Source organism: Aureibaculum flavum, from assembly GCF_016406085.1.
Lineage (GTDB): Bacteria > Bacteroidota > Bacteroidia > Flavobacteriales > Flavobacteriaceae > Aureibaculum > Aureibaculum flavum.
This window is the reverse complement of the sequence record NZ_JAEHFJ010000004.1, coordinates 273,093-288,350: the sequence shown is the minus strand read 5'-3', so window position 1 is coordinate 288,350 and position 15,258 is coordinate 273,093. Positions and strand designations below refer to the sequence as shown.

At 27.9% G+C, this 15,258-nt stretch carries 13 protein-coding genes; all 13 read left to right on the top strand.

The window, feature by feature from the left end; translation table 11 throughout:
• Complete coding sequence (gene asnB, locus JBL43_RS10060; protein ID WP_198841315.1) at nt 1-1,701, top strand: asparagine synthase (glutamine-hydrolyzing); 1,701 nt, start codon at nt 1-3, stop codon at nt 1,699-1,701.
• 2 nt (nt 1,702-1,703) lie between these two features.
• Nucleotides 1,704-2,954: a hypothetical protein gene (locus JBL43_RS10055; protein ID WP_198841314.1), complete on the top strand. Its 1,251-nt coding sequence runs from the start codon at nt 1,704-1,706 to the stop codon at nt 2,952-2,954.
• 20 nt (nt 2,955-2,974) lie between these two features.
• Nucleotides 2,975-4,045 (top strand): polysaccharide pyruvyl transferase family protein, encoded by a 1,071-nt coding sequence (locus JBL43_RS10050; protein ID WP_198841313.1) that lies wholly within the window; start codon nt 2,975-2,977, stop codon nt 4,043-4,045.
• Between the two features lie 9 nt (nt 4,046-4,054).
• Nucleotides 4,055-5,521: a lipid II flippase MurJ gene (locus JBL43_RS10045; RefSeq protein WP_198841312.1), complete on the top strand. Its 1,467-nt coding sequence runs from the start codon at nt 4,055-4,057 to the stop codon at nt 5,519-5,521.
• 14 nt (nt 5,522-5,535) lie between these two features.
• Nucleotides 5,536-6,636, top strand: coding sequence for a glycosyltransferase (locus tag JBL43_RS10040; RefSeq protein WP_198841311.1), 1,101 nt, complete (start codon nt 5,536-5,538; stop codon nt 6,634-6,636).
• Nucleotides 6,633-7,751 (top strand): non-hydrolyzing UDP-N-acetylglucosamine 2-epimerase, encoded by a 1,119-nt coding sequence (gene wecB / locus JBL43_RS10035; protein WP_198841310.1) that lies wholly within the window; start codon nt 6,633-6,635, stop codon nt 7,749-7,751. The genes JBL43_RS10040 and wecB overlap by 4 nt, the downstream gene beginning before the upstream one ends.
• A 1-nt stretch (nt 7,752) precedes the next feature.
• Nucleotides 7,753-8,673 carry a glycosyltransferase family 2 protein gene (locus tag JBL43_RS10030; RefSeq protein ID WP_198841309.1) on the top strand — a complete coding sequence of 307 codons (921 nt, stop codon included), beginning with the start codon at nt 7,753-7,755 and terminating at the stop codon, nt 8,671-8,673.
• Between the two features lie 10 nt (nt 8,674-8,683).
• Nucleotides 8,684-9,391: a GNAT family N-acetyltransferase gene (locus tag JBL43_RS10025; protein ID WP_198841308.1), complete on the top strand. Its 708-nt coding sequence runs from the start codon at nt 8,684-8,686 to the stop codon at nt 9,389-9,391.
• 4 nt (nt 9,392-9,395) lie between these two features.
• Nucleotides 9,396-10,517: a dTDP-4-amino-4,6-dideoxygalactose transaminase gene (rffA, locus tag JBL43_RS10020; RefSeq protein ID WP_198841307.1), complete on the top strand. Its 1,122-nt coding sequence runs from the start codon at nt 9,396-9,398 to the stop codon at nt 10,515-10,517.
• A gap of 22 nt (nt 10,518-10,539) precedes the next feature.
• Nucleotides 10,540-11,766 carry a hypothetical protein gene (locus JBL43_RS10015; protein WP_198841306.1) on the top strand — a complete coding sequence of 409 codons (1,227 nt, stop codon included), beginning with the start codon at nt 10,540-10,542 and terminating at the stop codon, nt 11,764-11,766.
• A gap of 4 nt (nt 11,767-11,770) precedes the next feature.
• Nucleotides 11,771-12,994, top strand: coding sequence for an O-antigen ligase family protein (locus tag JBL43_RS10010; protein ID WP_198841305.1), 1,224 nt, complete (start codon nt 11,771-11,773; stop codon nt 12,992-12,994).
• Nucleotides 12,987-14,117, top strand: coding sequence for a glycosyltransferase family 4 protein (locus JBL43_RS10005; protein WP_198841304.1), 1,131 nt, complete (start codon nt 12,987-12,989; stop codon nt 14,115-14,117). Before JBL43_RS10010 ends, JBL43_RS10005 begins: the two co-directional genes overlap by 8 nt.
• A 93-nt stretch (nt 14,118-14,210) precedes the next feature.
• Nucleotides 14,211-15,251 (top strand): glycosyltransferase family protein, encoded by a 1,041-nt coding sequence (locus tag JBL43_RS10000; protein WP_198841303.1) that lies wholly within the window; start codon nt 14,211-14,213, stop codon nt 15,249-15,251.
• The last annotated feature ends 7 nt before the right edge of the window (nt 15,252-15,258 follow it).

The window sequence follows — 15,258 nt, the reverse complement described above, 5'->3', positions numbered from 1 at the left end:
ATGTGTGGTATTGCAGGTATTTTTGGAAATAAATCTAGTCGAGAAAGTCTAGAAATGATGTTGAAGACTCAAAAGCACCGGGGACCCGATAATACAGGTTTATGGATTAATGAAAATATTGCCATTGGACATAATCGTTTGTCAATTATTGATTTATCTTCAGATGCTGACCAGCCATTTCTTGATAACAGTAATCGATATGTACTATCATATAATGGAGAAATTTATAATTATGTTGAACTAAGAGAACAATTAGAATCTTTTTATGATTTTAAAACTAATTCTGATTCAGAAGTATTACTTGCCGCATTTATTAAATGGGGTAAAGAGTGTTTGTCCAAGCTGAATGGAATGTTTTCTTTTGTTATTTATGATTGTATATCGAAAAAAATTTTTGCTGCTAGAGATAGGTTTGGAGTAAAACCATTTTATTATTGTAGAGATGAGAATAATTTTTATTTTGCGTCTGAAATTAAAACTTTACATTCAGTAGGTATTGAGAAAACACCTAATGATAAGGTTTGGGCTAACTATATGGTTTATGGCAGTTATGGTATGCCAAACGAAACCTTTTGGAAAAATATTGAGCAATTGCCTGGTGGACACTATTTGGAATTAGATAATAAAAGTTTTTCAATTAAAAAATGGTATTCTTTTGAGGAAGAAATAAAAAAGTATAAAATAACTTCTTACGTAGAAACCAAAAAAGAATATACCAGACTTTTAAAGGATAGCATTAAATTAAGATTTCGTGCTGATGTAAACGTTGGATTTAATGTGAGTGGTGGATTAGATAGTTCGGTGTTATTGGCTTTTGTTAATTTAAATGAAGGGAAAAGCAATATTAATGCATTTACCTTCTATACTGGTAATACTGACTATGATGAGTTGCCTTGGGTAGAAGAAATGATTTCTATTACAAACAATCCGTTGAAAAAAGTTTTATTATCAACTGAAGGAATCGAAAATAAAATTGATGAAATATCTAATTTTCAAGATGAACCTTACGGTGGAATACCAACCATTGCATATGCACAATTATTTAAAGAAGCTAGAGATAATAATGTAAAAGTTTTACTGGATGGTCAAGGAATGGATGAACAGTGGGCAGGTTATGACTACTATACAAAAAAAAATGATTCATTAATTCAAGGAGTTAGCAAAAGTCCTTTTCGACCAAATGTATTAAGTAAGAATTTTTTAAAATTATCAAAAAAACCAGTTTATCGACAACCTTTCGATGATGATTTATTAAATTTACAATATAGAGATTTATTCTTTACTAAAATTCCAAGAGCTTTAAGATTTAATGATAGAGTATCAATGGCAGCTAGTACAGAACTTAGAGAACCATTTTTAGATTATAGATTAGTCGAGTTTGCTTTTGCACAACCCATCAATTATAAAATAAATAATAATGTGCAGAAATTCATGTTACGTGAAATTGTTTCGGACTATTTAAGTGATAACATTACATATGCCCCAAAAAGACCATTGCAAACACCACAGAGAGAATGGTTAGGAAATGAACTTTCGTCTTATGTAGACAAAAACCTAAGTAAGCTAATTTATAGCAAATATGCCAAATGGTTTGATATTAATGATTTGAAAGAAGAATGGAGCAAATATAAAGATGGAGATAATGAATCCAGTTTTCATATTTGGCAATGGATTAGTTTATCAAATCTACTAATAGATTAATTATGAAAAAAGTTGCAATTTGGTGTGAACATAGTTTTCAGATTTATTCAGCACTTCCAGTAATTCAAAAGTATTTAAAAAATAATGAAGTAATTCTCTTCACGAAACAAGAAAATGTCAAGGTTGTAAATGCAATAATAAAGAATGATAATTTTTTCGTTGAAAGCTTAAACAACTACATCTATAAACCAGCTTCGATTTTTAAAGAAATTTTTGAAATTTTATTTGTTTCTGAAAACTTCTCTTTTGTTTATAAAAATGAGTTTGTTAAAAAAGAGTCTTTAAACAGAAGACTATTAAGAAAGATATTTTTTTTAAAAATACCAGCAAGAAAAATTAATAGCACTTTTATGGTGCTTAATCGTTTTTTTTTCAAAAAGAAATCAATAGATAATTATTTTAATCTTGATTTATTAATAACTTTCACAAAAGTTTATTATACTCATCTGATTCCTAGTAAGTCTAATTTAACTCATATTAGTATAATGGAAAGTTGGGATCATCCCATGAAATTTCCATATTATATTTTTCCTGATTATTGTTTAACTTGGAATAAAGAATTAGCAGAAGACACAAAAAGAATTCAGCATTTATTTAAAGTTGGGCAAATCTCACCATTAAAGTTTAAATATATTTATGATTATAAAAATTATAAAGATGAAGATTTGTATAATAAAATAATAAAAACAGAATATTTTAAGGAATTAGATAAATTAAAAAATAAGAAAATAATTTTATACCCGACAACCACTTCATCTTCGGGAATAATGCATGAAGGAGAAATGAAATTAATTGATCTACTTTGTAAAGTATTTAATGGTAGTAATTTTTATTTATATATTAAGCCGAAACCTAATGCTCCAAGTGGAGATTATGACCAGTTTAAAAATTATAAAAATGTTATAGTTGGAGTTTATTCTAATAATAGTAGTGGAAGTGATATGCTCGATAATAATTACCATATTTTTAGATATCTTTTATTAAAAGAATCCTATCACGTAATAAATGCGGGTACTACATTTGCATTGGAAGCTGCTTTAATGGACAAAAGCATCACTCAACTAAATATGAATATTGGTGATTTTTTAGGTTTTGACAAGTTTTGTAAAACGTATCATTTAAATAAATATATTTTATCACTTCCAGGTGTTTTTAAAATTAGTAATCATAATTATCTTGACCTTTTAGATGAAGTGAAAAAGGGTGAGAATATCTTCTCATTAAAACTGAAAAGTTGGATAACTAATTGGTAGTTATAAATAGTTCAAAAGAAATGAAAGTATTATTACAGGGTTATATTGGATATCAAAATTTTGGCGATGATTTGCTATTTGAAATAGCAATTGACAAAATTAAAAAGATTCCAAATGTTGAAATTTCAATATCAATTACAGATGAGAGTTTAACACCTGATTATCTAAAATCCTATTATTCTAGTTTAAAAATTTTTAGATTTGAAGGGAAATTACCTTTTTTATTTTTCAATAATTTTGATAAAATATATTATATCGGTGGAGGAGTGTTCTTTGACTACAAAAAGGAAATAAATAATTCTACTTATCTAAAAAGCTATGTCAGTAATTTCATTAGATATAAAATCCCTAAGTTATTAGGTACTAAGTTCGGAGGGATCGGTTTAGGAATTGGTCCTTATTATCATAAAAAAACCATGAAATTGCATAGGCAAATTTTGAAATCTTTTAGTGTTTTAGGAGTAAGAGATCATAATTCTTATGAAATTGCAAAATCAATGAAGATTAAAAATCTTTACCAATCAAATGATTTAAGCATTGGTTACGATAAATTACCTTTAGAAAATGCAAATGCTGATTCAAGTGAAATAATTATCTGTCCAAGGTCATATCACCATAAACCAGAATTTGAAAAGCATATTGACGAATTAATTAAACTTGCTGGATTTTTAGAAGAAAATGGATACATTACACATTGGATTTTTTTACAACATGACAGTGAAGAGCTGATGTTTAAATTAAGAGGAAAATTTAAAATTACCATTTGGAATCCATTTAAATTGAGTATTTCTAGTTTTATTGAATTATTCAAAAATGTTCATGTTGTATTTTCAAGTAGAATGCATAGTTTGTTTATTGCGGGTTTAGTTAATACGCCATTTGTAGCTATTGAATTACATCCCAAGTTAAAATATGCTAGTGAATTATTTTATGATAATCCTGAGATTATTTTTCCTTTAGATAATTTATTAAAATATAAACAAGCATTAGAAAATTTAGAAACGAAGAATTTTAATAAAACAAAATTAATTCATGATAAAAATAATTTAAAGCAGCTTAATATTAAATTTTTTGAATGGTTGAAAAAATAATTATTATAAATGAAAATATTATTAAAATTATTCTCATTAAAATTAATTTCATCATTGTTAGGTCTGATTTATTCGATTATACAAGTACAGTATTTCGGAGCCTCACGTACTATAGAAATTTATTTTGCCGCACAAAGTTTGGTGTATTTAGTAACTTCCTTAACCCAAAGCGGTCAATTGGCGGAAATCTTTTTGCCAGAATACCATAGATTAAATAATATTAATAGTGGCTTAGGTTATAAAGGGCTTAATATTGTCATTAATAGAATGGTGTTTTTTGGCACTATTTTAATGATTTTGATATTTGTTTTGGCTCATTATGTTGTAGAATTAATGGTGCCGGGGTTTTCACAAGAAGAGAAAGACTTTGCTGTTTTAATTTTTAGAATATTATTGCCTGTTCTCTATTTGGCTTTAATTAATTCATTTTACATCACAGTTTTAAATGCTGAGGAACGCTTTGGTAGAGCAGAGCTATTAGGGCTTACGAATACCATTGTTAATATTTTAGTTTTGGTGATTCTATATCCATTTATAGAATTATGGGCATTGGTAATTTCTTTTATCCTTGGTAAGGTTATTGAGTTTGTATTTTATGTTTGGCAATTATATAAAAATGGGTATCGATTTCATTGGGTATTGTCTATGCCAGAATTTGATCATATTTCATTTTTTAAAACCATGCAGAGTACTTTTTTATATGTAGGAGCTACTCAATTTTATAGTATAGTATTAACAGCAAGTATTTCCTTTTTACCCGAAGGGGTTTATGCCATTTTTAAATATGTTCAAAATCTTTCTAATAAAATAAAAGGTTTGTTTATTCAACCTTTTATGACAATTTTTTTTACAAAATACTCACTATTGTTGCAAAAGTCACAATCGGTATTTAAAGAATTCAATAAAAACATGATTAGCATCATAAATGTAAATGCAATTGTAATTATAGGTACAATACTATTGGGAGACTATATTCTTAATTTGATTTGGGGCGGTAAAAAATTCACAATGAATAATGTGCAATTAGCATATCTTTTTATACTATTTAATATTTTTGCTGTTTTGTTAAGTAGTTTGGGTACAATTTATCGCAAAATGGCTGTAGCACATGGATTGGCTAAAAAATTATATTTATATTGGGTAATAGCTCAATTAATGTCTGGCGTGTTTTCATATGTATTAATTAAGTATTTTAAAATAAATGGGTTATTATTTATTATACCCATTAATGTTTTTCTATTGGGCGTAACTAGCTATATTGTATACTTAACAACAAATAACCCAATTAAGTTTAAACTGTTTTCGCTAAATAATTTCATAGCAATTACATTAGTTGGTATCGCTATACTTATTAAATACTGGTTTAGAGACGCCATATTAGAGGAGAACAAGATTCCTATGATTTTCTTTTTCTTATTATGCGTAATACTGTTATCTTTACAACCTATTGTTAATACTTATAAAGTATTGAAATAATTATAAGTATAAATATGAAAGAGAAAGTTAAAATATTGTTTCCGTTAATGAGAGATTTTAAAACAATCCCTCCTACAATAGCAATAATTAATTATTTAGCTGTTCTTGGTTATAAAATTGAAATTTTCACATATCACACTGAAGTACGATTCAAGCAGAAAAACGTTAAAGTAATAACTTGTAGTAAGAACCAATATCCAGTTGGTTCAATTCTAAAAAGATTAATAGCTAAATTATTTTTTCATTTTAAATTTTATTCTTATTTTTTTAAAAATAATAGTAGATTAAAGTTCATATGGTTAGGAGCTTGGGATGTCTTTGGATTAAATATTTTTAAAGGCAATTCAAAAATTATTTATCATTATCATGAATTAGAAGAGTCAAAATATAAAAACTGTAGAAAAGCTGATTATTTAGTTGTACCAGAAGAAAATCGAGGATGGATAACCTATTTTCAAGCCAATTTAAAACGATTACCATTTATTTTACCAAACATACCCTATTATGATGATTATCAGGTTGTAATAGACACTGAAGTTCAAGAATTAAAGAAGGATAACCAGGTCATAATTATGTATTCTGGATTGTTGGATATTAAGAAAAGGAACTTAAAAGAACTAGTTTCTTCCTTGAACTTTCTACCTCAGAAGTTTGTTTTAGTAGTAATACCATCGTTTAATGTTAATTCAACAGATGAAGAAGAGTTGAAAAATCATATTGAACAATTGAATTTAAAGGAAAGGGTTTATTTTCTAAAATCACGGGTTCCTCCTCAACATTTAAATTCAATGTCCACTGCTGATATTGGTGTTGGGTTTTACAGTCCTACATCACTAAATAACGTTTACGCAGCACCAAATAGATTATATGAATTTGTAAATAATGAGACCCCAGTTATTTTACCTAACTTTCCATCATTCAAGTCTTTGTCAAAAGAATATCCATTTGCAGTTAATGTTGCAGATCCCAGTTCTCCAAAGGACATTTCTGATGTTATTATGTCAATAAGTAAAAATAATGATTTCATGGAATTATCAATTTGTAAATTTAAAAAAGAACAAGGGAATTATCAATATTTTGCTAATCAAATCGTAGAAAAAATAATTGAATCATGAAAAAAATACTTACTGTTTTTGGTACGCGTCCAGAGGCTATAAAAATGGCGGTTTTGGCCTTAGAGCTAAATAATACATCAAACATTGAGCATAAAATTTGTGTTACAGCCCAGCATAGAGAGATGTTAGATCAAGTATTAGAACTGTTTGATTTAAAACCTGATTTTGATTTAGATGTCATGCAACATGGGCAAGACTTAACAGATGTTAGTGTTAAAGTACTCTCAGGTATGAGAGATCTATTCAGAAATCAATGGAAACCAGATTTGGTGTTGGTTCATGGTGATACATCCACGTGTTTTAATACTGCATTAGCAGCATTTTATGCAAGTATAGAAGTTGGGCATGTAGAGGCAGGTTTACGTACAGGTAATATGCAATCTCCTTTTCCAGAAGAAGCCAATAGAGTATTGGTAAGTAAATTGGCAAACATTCATTTTGCACCTACGGAAACGAACAAAAATAATTTATTAAAAGAAGGAATAGCTGAAGATAAAATTGTCGTTACAGGTAATACAGTTATTGATTCCTTATTGTATATCTCCAATCAACTTTCAGATTTTAGTAAAAATGTGAAGGATACCGTTTTACCATTGTTGGTAGAACAACATAAAAAATACATATTAATTACAGGGCATCGTAGAGAAAATTTTGGAGATGGCTTTATTCAAATCTGTGAAGCTATTAAAGAATTAGCATTAGCAAATACTGATTTTCATTTTGTATATCCTGTTCATTTAAACCCCAATGTTCAAAAACCTGTAAAACAAATCTTAGGTGCATTAAATAATGTACATTTAATTGCTCCTTTAGAATATCCAGACTTTGTTTATGCCATGAAGCATTGTTATTTATTATTGACAGATTCTGGTGGTGTGCAAGAAGAAGCTCCAAGCTTAGGTAAACCAGTATTGGTTATGAGAAATACAACGGAAAGGCCAGAAGCGGTTACCGCAGGTACGGTGCAATTGGTAGGTGCTAATAAAGAGAATATTGTGAATGGTGTCCAACAGCTAATTGATGATAAGCCATTGTATAAAAATATGACGAGGCTACATAATCCTTATGGAGATGGTAATGCGGTGGGAAAAATTATTGATTTTTTAAAGTTGTAACATGGAATTTTCTGTAGTCATACCTTTATACAAATGTAGTCAATCGTTATTAGAGTTAACGAAAAGACTCAATAATGCACTTACTAAAATTACCAACGATTTTGAAATTATATATGTTAATGATGACAGTCCAGAAAATGATTGGGATGTCATGTATGATTTGGGACAAAGGCATTCTTTCGTCAAAGGAATTAATTTGTCTCGGAATTTTGGACAGCACTATGCAATAACTGCGGGATTATCTTATGCAAAGGGAGATTGGATAATTGTTATGGATGGAGATTTGCAAGACCAACCTGAGGAAATAATAAAACTATATAATAAGACTAAGGAAGGTTATGACATTGTTTTTGCTCAAAGGAAAGTTAGGAAAGATAGTTTTTTAAAAAAAATGAGCTCAACGGTATTTTATAAATTGTTCAGCTACCTAACCGACACTAAGCAAGACGCCACTATTGGAAATTTTGGTATTTATCATAGAAAAGTAATTGATGCAGTCTTAAGAATGAAAGATAATATTAGATATTTTCCTACAATGACACAATGGGTTGGTTTCAATAAAACAGCAGTAGAGGTTGATCACGCAATACGTGAGGAAGGCAAATCCGCTTATAGTTTTAAAAGTTTATTAGCATTAGCCTTTAACAATATGATTGCATTTTCAGAAAAACCATTAAGGCTTGTTGTTAAATTTGGCTTTTTGATGTCTTTTGTCACAACGCTAATGGCAGTATTTTATTTATTTAAATATTTTTCAAAATCCATTACAGAAATAGGCTATACAAGTATTATTTTATCCATCTGGTTTTTATCTGGTGTCATTATAACCATATTGGGAATTGTAGGTATATATGTGGGTAAAACTTTTGAAAAAGTAAAAGAAAGACCTTTATTTATTGTAAAAGATCAAATAAATCTCTAACATATTATTGATGAACGAATATGAACATTTATCATGGGATTCCGATTTTTTTGGATTTAAAATTGCAAAAATTAAAATTGATAGAGACTTTAATCAATTGCAAGATTTATTGAATAAATTAAAGCATAGGGAATCTTATAAGTTAGTATATGTATTTACAAAGGATGAAATATTAAATCTTGATTTTATAGATAAATACAACGGAAAATTGGTTGATAGGAAAGTGACCTATTCAAAATATGTTAATGAAAATAATTTAATAAGTTTAGATTTTATAAATAAATATCAATCAGGAAAGGTTGATTCAATTTTAATTGATTTAGCTATTCAAAGTGGAGAATTTTCTAGATTTAAAATTGATGATAAAATTGAAACTGATAAATTTGAAGAACTTTATCAACTGTGGGTAAGAAATTCAATAGACAAAAAAATTGCAAAAGAAGTTTTTGTGTATTCTGAAAACGAAATATTAGGATTTATAACTGTTGGAGTGAAAAATGAAAAAGCTAATATAGGATTAATAGCTGTTGATCATAACGCTAGAGGAAAAGGAATTGGAAAAAAACTTATGGTAAGAGCGGAACGCTGGGCAGTTAATACTGATTATAATGAAATTCAAGTTGTAACACAGGGTAATAATAAAAGTGCATGTAATTTTTATGAAAATTGCGGCTATAGTATAGTAAAAACAGAATTTATATACCATTTTTGGCTTTAAGATTATGATACCATTTAACAAACCATATTTAACAGGTAAAGAAACAACTTATATAGAGGACGCCGTGACCTCAGGTAAAATATCTGGCAATGGTATATTTACCAAGAAGTGTCAATTTTTTTTTGAGAAAAAATATGGTTTTAATAAAACCTTATTAACAACATCGTGTACTGATGCTTTGGAAATGGCCTCTATACTCATAAATATAAAAGCAGGAGATGAAGTAATTATGCCATCCTACACTTTTGTTTCCACTGCGAATGCATTCGTATTAAGAGGTGCTAATATTATATTTGCTGATAGCAAAGAAGAGCATCCAAATATTGATGAAACAAAAATTGAAGGCTTAATCACACCTAAAACAAAAGCGATTGTGGTAGTGCATTATGCAGGTCATGCTTGCGAAATGGATACAATAATGGCTATAGCTTTAAAACATAACCTATTCGTGATTGAAGACGCAGCCCAAGCGATAGATTCATTTTATAAAGGAAAAGCTTTAGGAAGTATTGGTCATTTGGCTACATTTTCTTTTCATGAAACTAAAAATATTATATCTGGTGAAGGTGGTCTTTTGGTAATTAATGATGAGCAATTTGGTGATAGAGCTGAAATTATTTGGGAAAAAGGAACAAACCGTTCTGCTTTTTTTAGAGGAGATGTAGATAAATATGGTTGGGTAGATGTAGGCTCTTCATTTTTACCCTCTGATATAATATCGGCCTTTTTATATGCACAACTGGAAAATTTATTAGATATTCAGCAAAAACGGAAAGCAATTTGGAATACGTATTATGAACAATTAAAACCGTTAGAGAAAAAAGGCTTAGTTAAGCTACCAAAGGTACCTGAAAACTCAACTAATAATGCACATATGTTTTATCTCGTTTGTAATTCAAACGAAGATAGAAAAGGGCTAATAAAACATCTTAAAGCCAATCATATTCATGCTGTTTTTCATTATTTATCATTACATAAAAGTCCTTTTTATATAGATAAGTACGAAGGAGAAAAATTAGTTAATACAGATAATTTTTCTGAAGTTTTATTAAGATTACCATTGTATTATGAATTATCAAGAAATATGCAAGAAAAAATAATTCAAAAAATTAATGAATATTTTTAAATATGTTCACTATTAAAAAATTATGATTAAAAGTTTTTCGTATTTTAGAATAATTATTGTAATTATTTCTATTTGTATATCATATTATGTGTTTCTAAACGATAGGATGAGCCCCAATTGGGTTGCTCCTTATTTATCAGGTGCACATAATTTAACAACACCAGGGAGGTTCAAAGTAAACTTAGATGAAATTGAACATTATAAAAAAATAGATGATTCTTTTAAAGAAGATCAATTCAAATTTAAAAAAAAAACAAATTTAATTCCCTATTTTAATAATTCAATTGGCTATGTTTATTTAGTAAAAATGGCAACTACAATTTTTCCATTCTTAGGCGATCAAATGGCGATTATTGTTTTACAATGTCTTTTTCATTTATTTATTTCAATAATTTTTTTGACGCTTAAAGAATTTTCTAACAGACAAAAATGGTTATTCTTGATACTTTATGCCATAAATCCTTTAATTTTAAAATTTGTAGTATTTAATTTTTATTATTTTTGGCAAGTAATTCCAGCTTTTATTTTTGGATATTTAATGCTATCCAAATCTCCTAATAAATTTATAATTACATTTTTTTTATTAATATTGCCAGTAATAATAGTAACCAGACCTACTATTGTTTTTTCTTTACTATTTGTTATATATCTATTGTTTAAGAAATTTCATTATAAATATGGACTATTTTCCGTTTGCTATATAATAGTGACATATTTATTAATAAATGCTCCAACAAAACAGAACGTTTGGCATACGATTTATATAGGTATTGGTGGCTATTCAAATGATTATAATATAAAATTAAGTGACACATCTGGTTATGCACTTTATGAAAATAAAACAAACGAAAAATTAAATGCTTCTGTGGGGGGGAATTTATATAATGAGATTACTTTGAAAAAATACACAGAAATTGCAAAAAATGAAACAATTGAAATATTTAATAGAAATCCTATTCTATTCTTGAAAAATGCCATTGTTAACACACTTCAAGGTTTTTCTATTGGATATATTAATAAAGCAGGTGACACTATAAATTACATCATAGCTTTTACTGGGTTTCTTATGGTTTGCCTTTTAATATATTCTAAAAAATATCTATGGTTTTTTATGATTAGCTTTTCTTTAGGTACTTTCACCTTATATTACCCTCCTGTACAAGCTTATATGTATGGGGTGTACTTATTATTAGTTCTATATCTAATTACAAACTATTCACTTTTAAGTGTTTCTCACAATTTAAAATAGTTAGATGGAACTAAACTACAAAATAAAGTTTTTATTAAGGGATACTGTATTTAAACTTTTGGTGTTAAATATGATATGGGTTATTTTAGGCTATGCTTTAGCTTCTGGAGTTGGTTTTCATCTTGTACCTTTTATAAGAGTATTTAAATTAATATTTGTAATTGGTTCTTTAGTTTTTGTTCTTTATAGAAATGGTATAGATACAGGGTTTCTATCGAAAAAATGGAGTATTTTATTGGTTACATTAGGTGTGTCAGTTCTTGCATTCGTAGCAGAAGACCCATTCCCTGCACTATATAAAAGTTTAACTTTTGTTTATCCTTTAATTTATATTTTATTTTCAATTAATTATTTGCTACGTTATGAGGCATTTAACTTATTAGTAGCGTTGTCATTGTCAATTTTGTTAGTATATTCTTTTGTACCTATTTCTTATTTTTTGTTTGGAACGGATACAGGTACAGCAAATATTTATGGTCATCAAGAAGGTGATTTTTTTGTGTCTAATCATTATGGTTGGGGAAGTTCTTTATTTATATTAAGTGCCTTAACTGTATTACGATTTTATCCCTTAAAATTTTATATTAAATTGGGCTTATTTTTATATTTACCTTTTGTTTTTTATTTATTAATTATAAGCGGTAACAGAGCTGGTATTTTATCAGTTGCATTAGCTTTAGTATTTTTTATCTTTAAAGATCATTTTGCTAATATTTCTACAAAAATTATTTTAGTATTTGTAGCTATAGCAGTATACTTTTTTGTTGCCATACAAGAAAATTCCGTAATTGACTTTTTGCAAGAAAAGAATAAAACACAGTTAGAAACAGGTAAAGAAGGTCGGTTAATTGGTACAGAGGCAATGTTGCGAAGTTTCAATAGTAAAAAAACTTTTTGGATCACTGGTGTTGGAATGTTTGATTACACTGAGCTAAGGATGAATGGTGGGATTTTGTATTCCTATCATAATTCTTATTGGGAAGTATTATTTGGAGCTGGTATTATTGTATTTCTTTTTTTTTTATATTATATGGTAATTCACCCTTTAGGTATTTTTTGGAGACTTACATCGAGTTACTCTTTATTAATTATTCCTTTAATTATTATCCCTCTTTTTGAGAGTAATCTTACTGCAGGCCAATTTCTGTTTTTTCCATGGTTTGCATATATGATACTTATGAATTCTAAAGAATTTGAGTACTATTCTAATATTAAACAAAATGAATAAAATATTATTTTCAACCACTTCTTTTGATACGATTGATAACGGTCCTGCTTTATTTGCAAATTTAATATATAACGAACTATTAGAGAATGAAAGTATCGATTTTCGGGTTATTACTGAAAACCTTAACGCGAAATTAGAAAAGAGAGCGGGTATCTATAGGTTAAACCTGAACCAAACTAAATTAAATAGTTTCTTTTACCAGTTTATCCGCATATTTATTTATCATAAAGAAGCGAAAAGAATACAAAATAATTTTAATTATAATGTTCTAGTTTATAATAATGCATTTACAGGCTATTTGAGTGCTTTGAATTTTAAAAAACCGGTTATTGTAATGATTAATGATTACAATAGAATAGATCTAATTAATAGAGGGTTTGGTTTTAATAAAAACTATTTCAAAAATCTATTATTGTTTTATTTAGAGAAAAAGGCGGCATTAAATGCCGATAGGGTTATTGTGAATTCAAAGTTTTTGAAAGACCAAATTCACAAAATGTATAATATTCCACTGAGTAAAATAAAAATACTTTATAAGGGAATTAAAATAAGTAATTACAAATTTAAATTACGCGAGCATTATGGGGATTTAATTCATGTTTTATTTGTAAAAGGTGGCTATCAAAATGGGGGGTTTTATGATCTTATTGAAGCATTAAAACTATTAGGAGTAAGTAAATTTAAGTTAACTGTAATTGGCCCAAGAGAAATTGATTTACCCATAATAAAGAAAGAAGTTATCAACATGGGAATAGAGAATTTTGAAATTAAAGGATCGACACATCCAGATGATTTAAAGAAATATTTTAACAGTGCTGATATTTTCTGCGTTCCTTCTCATAAAGAAGCATTAGGTGTTGCCAACATGGAAGCATTGGCTTCTGGTTTACCAGTAATAAGTACAAATGTAGGTGGTATACCAGAGGTTTTGGATTACGGTAACTGTGGATGGATGGTAGAACCAAATAATTCAAATGCATTGGCCAAAGCCATAAAAGAATGTATACAAAATGATGAACTAAGAATTAACAAAAGTAAATTGGGCTACCAGCATGTACAACAATTTAACACTGATAATTTGATAGACAATTTCTTAAATATATTAAAAGAAGTTAAATCATAAACTATGAAACGAGTATGAATAGAGCATTTTTACTCATGGGAATGATTATTTGCGAACAGCATGTGACCACTAAAAATCAATAAAATTTAACACATGAATAAATTATTATTTATATCTACTAATGATGGTTCGGATATGCGTATCAATAAAGAGATTAAAACCTTATCAAAACATACTGATATTTATTTTTTAGGAGTCGGGGAATATGGAAGTAATAATTATGCAAAAAAATACTGTAACGAATTTATTCTAATTCAAGAAAAAAGAAATTCTTTAAAGGCGATCTATAAGCAAATTAAAGCATTTTTAAAATTAAAGAGACAATATAAATTTAACTCCATTCATATAATAAATGAACAATTAATGGTGTTTTTTTATCCATGGTTGTTTAAACAATACGTAGTACTAGATATTTTTGATTCTGTTTTTATGAAAAAGAACAAACCTAAGAATCAATTAAAGTTAATTAAGAAATTGGTCTATGCTCCAATAAATTATATTTTTGTGACAGATTCAAACAGACAAAGCTTAATGCCAGATTTTGTAAAAAGCCGCTTGGGTTTATTAGAGAATTATCCTAATCGCTATAAAGGTGATTATGAAAAAAATATAGATGCACTTACTATTTTTTATAATGGTTCCATGAACAACGCTCGGGGTACTGTATTTTTACAAGAGTTAACTGATAAATATAAAGACGTTAAGGTTATAATGGCGGGATGGTTGTCAGACGATAATACTAAAAATTTCGCAAAAGCGGCTAATGTAAAATTTAGGGGTGTTTTAACACAATTAGAAGCTACGAAAATAGCAGCTAATGAAGTTCATTATATAATGTGCTGTTATGAACCCTCAAATCAGAATAACATTAATGCCAGTCCAAACAAAATTTATGACGCCATTCAAACGCATACACCTGTAATAATGAATAGTGAAGTGAAAGTTTCTAGTTTTGTAAAAGAAAAAAATATAGGTATTATTTTATCTTCGTTCTCAAATTATAATGTAGATGCCGTTTATGAAGAGTTGAAGAATAGGAAAGATTCTTTTTCTTTTAATAAAGAAAATGCGAAGAAGTATTCGTGGGAGAGTATTGAGCATAAATTGTTAGTTGCACATAAGATTTTAAACTAGGATAAAT

What these genes read in the sequence shown, in the direction of transcription:
- asnB (WP_198841315.1), top strand. Translation starts at nt 1, where the DNA reads ATGTGTGGTATTGCAGGTATTTTTGGAAATAAATCTAGTCGAGAAAGT.
- JBL43_RS10055 (WP_198841314.1), top strand. Translation starts at nt 1,704, where the DNA reads ATGAAAAAAGTTGCAATTTGGTGTGAACATAGTTTTCAGATTTATTCA.
- JBL43_RS10050 (WP_198841313.1), top strand. Translation starts at nt 2,975, where the DNA reads ATGAAAGTATTATTACAGGGTTATATTGGATATCAAAATTTTGGCGAT.
- JBL43_RS10045 (WP_198841312.1), top strand. Translation starts at nt 4,055, where the DNA reads ATGAAAATATTATTAAAATTATTCTCATTAAAATTAATTTCATCATTG.
- JBL43_RS10040 (WP_198841311.1), top strand. Translation starts at nt 5,536, where the DNA reads ATGAAAGAGAAAGTTAAAATATTGTTTCCGTTAATGAGAGATTTTAAA.
- wecB (WP_198841310.1), top strand. Translation starts at nt 6,633, where the DNA reads ATGAAAAAAATACTTACTGTTTTTGGTACGCGTCCAGAGGCTATAAAA.
- JBL43_RS10030 (WP_198841309.1), top strand. Translation starts at nt 7,753, where the DNA reads ATGGAATTTTCTGTAGTCATACCTTTATACAAATGTAGTCAATCGTTA.
- JBL43_RS10025 (WP_198841308.1), top strand. Translation starts at nt 8,684, where the DNA reads ATGAACGAATATGAACATTTATCATGGGATTCCGATTTTTTTGGATTT.
- rffA (WP_198841307.1), top strand. Translation starts at nt 9,396, where the DNA reads ATGATACCATTTAACAAACCATATTTAACAGGTAAAGAAACAACTTAT.
- JBL43_RS10015 (WP_198841306.1), top strand. Translation starts at nt 10,540, where the DNA reads ATGATTAAAAGTTTTTCGTATTTTAGAATAATTATTGTAATTATTTCT.
- JBL43_RS10010 (WP_198841305.1), top strand. Translation starts at nt 11,771, where the DNA reads ATGGAACTAAACTACAAAATAAAGTTTTTATTAAGGGATACTGTATTT.
- JBL43_RS10005 (WP_198841304.1), top strand. Translation starts at nt 12,987, where the DNA reads ATGAATAAAATATTATTTTCAACCACTTCTTTTGATACGATTGATAAC.
- JBL43_RS10000 (WP_198841303.1), top strand. Translation starts at nt 14,211, where the DNA reads ATGAATAAATTATTATTTATATCTACTAATGATGGTTCGGATATGCGT.